The sequence below is a fragment of the Roseomonas rosulenta genome, from assembly GCF_016106005.1.
GTDB classification, from domain to species: domain Bacteria; phylum Pseudomonadota; class Alphaproteobacteria; order Acetobacterales; family Acetobacteraceae; genus Neoroseomonas; species Neoroseomonas rosulenta.
In genome coordinates this window covers 1-1511 of record NZ_JACADR010000512.1, presented here as the reverse complement: position 1 = coordinate 1511, position 1511 = coordinate 1, and the positions used below count along the sequence as shown (strand labels likewise).

At 76.0% G+C, this 1511-nt stretch carries 1 pseudogene; it reads right to left on the bottom strand.

What is annotated here, in order from left to right:
* A pseudogene (locus tag HW578_RS26410) lies at positions 1-1511 on the bottom strand (NAD-glutamate dehydrogenase); the annotation flags it as partial.

Genomic DNA, 1511 nt, shown 5'->3' with positions numbered 1-1511 from the left:
GCGCGCGCAGCAGGTCGGCGCGTGGCCGGCCCGCCTCGATCGCGCGTTCGGCGAGGTCGATATCCGCCACGCCCTGCGCCGCCGTCGCGCCCTCGCGATAGGCGCCGGGGAAGGCCTCGCGCCAGCGCGCCAGCACCGGGGCCGCGGCGGCTTCGCCGCGCGTCGCCGCGAGGGCTTCCGCGAGCCTCTCGCCAAATCCGCGCGCCGCCTGCGCGATAGCCGATTCCAGCGCCGCCACATCGACCGCCGGCACCGCCCCCGGCCGTGTGGCGATGATGTAGTGCACGCGGGCCAGCGGCGCGTCGCCCAACGCGATGTAGTAGGCCGAGAGCCGCCCGTCATAGGCGCGCGCCACCATCGCGCCGATGCGTTCGCGCAGGCGCGTGTCGAAGGTGTCGCGCGGCAGCCAGGCGATGGCGGAGACGAAGCGCTCGAACGGATCGTGCCGCACGACCAGCGCCGCGCGCGGGCGGATCGTGAGGTCGAGCGCGCGGCGCGCCCCGGCCAGGACCGCCTCCTCCGGCGCCTGGAAGAGCTCGTCGCGCGGCCAGGTGTCGAGGATGTTGCGCAGCGCGCGCCCGTCGTGGCTGTCGGGCTCGACGCCCGCCATTTCGAGGATGCGGTCGCATTTGCGCCGCAGCAGCGGGATGGACCGCGGGTTGCGGTTGTAGGCCGCGGCGGCAAACAGGCCGAGGAACAGCCGCCCACCCACGACGCGCCCCTCGGCGTCGAAGATCCGGCTCGCCACCACGTCGGCGTGCTGCGGGCGGTGCACCGTCGCGCGCATATTGGCCTTGGCGACGGTGACCGGCGTCGGGTTGGAAAGCGCCGCGTGCACCGCGGGCGGGATCGCCGAGAGGTCGCGCAGCGCGTCGAAGACCGGCAGGCCCGGGTCCGCCAGCAGGCCGAGATTCTCCTGCGCCGCCACGCTGATCGTTCCGTCGGGCGCCATCGCGAAGCGGCGATGGCCGAGCAGCACGAAATTCTCCTCGACCAGCCAGCGCAGGAAGGCCGCGGCTTCCTCGGCCTCCGGCCCGCCGGGGGCCGTCACCTCGGCCTCGGCGCCGCGCAGCAGTGCCAGCATGGCGGGGAAGCCGGCGGTGGCGGCGCGCACATCGGTCATGGCGCGGGTCAGCGCGGCCTCGAGCGCGTCCAGCCCCTCGGCCGCGCGCGGCGGGAGTCCGGACAGCACGGGGCCGACGGCGCCCAGCGTCACGCGCATCATGCTCTCGCGCGCCGTCGCGGCGCCGTCCAGCGCCAGCAGCCGACCCGCGGCATCGCGCCGCACGCGCAGGATGGGGTGCAGCAGGGAGTCCACCGCGCGCCCGTGCAGCGCCAGGGCAGCGAGCACGGAATCGACCAGGAAGGGCATGTCGTCGGTGACGATCTCGGCCACGGCGCGCGGGCCGGTGCCGGGGCCCGGCGGCAGCACGCGCACCTTGGCGGTGCCGGGCGTGCGCTCGGCCGCGAAGGCAAACAGCGAGGCGGCGGCGGCGGCCAGCGCCTCGGGC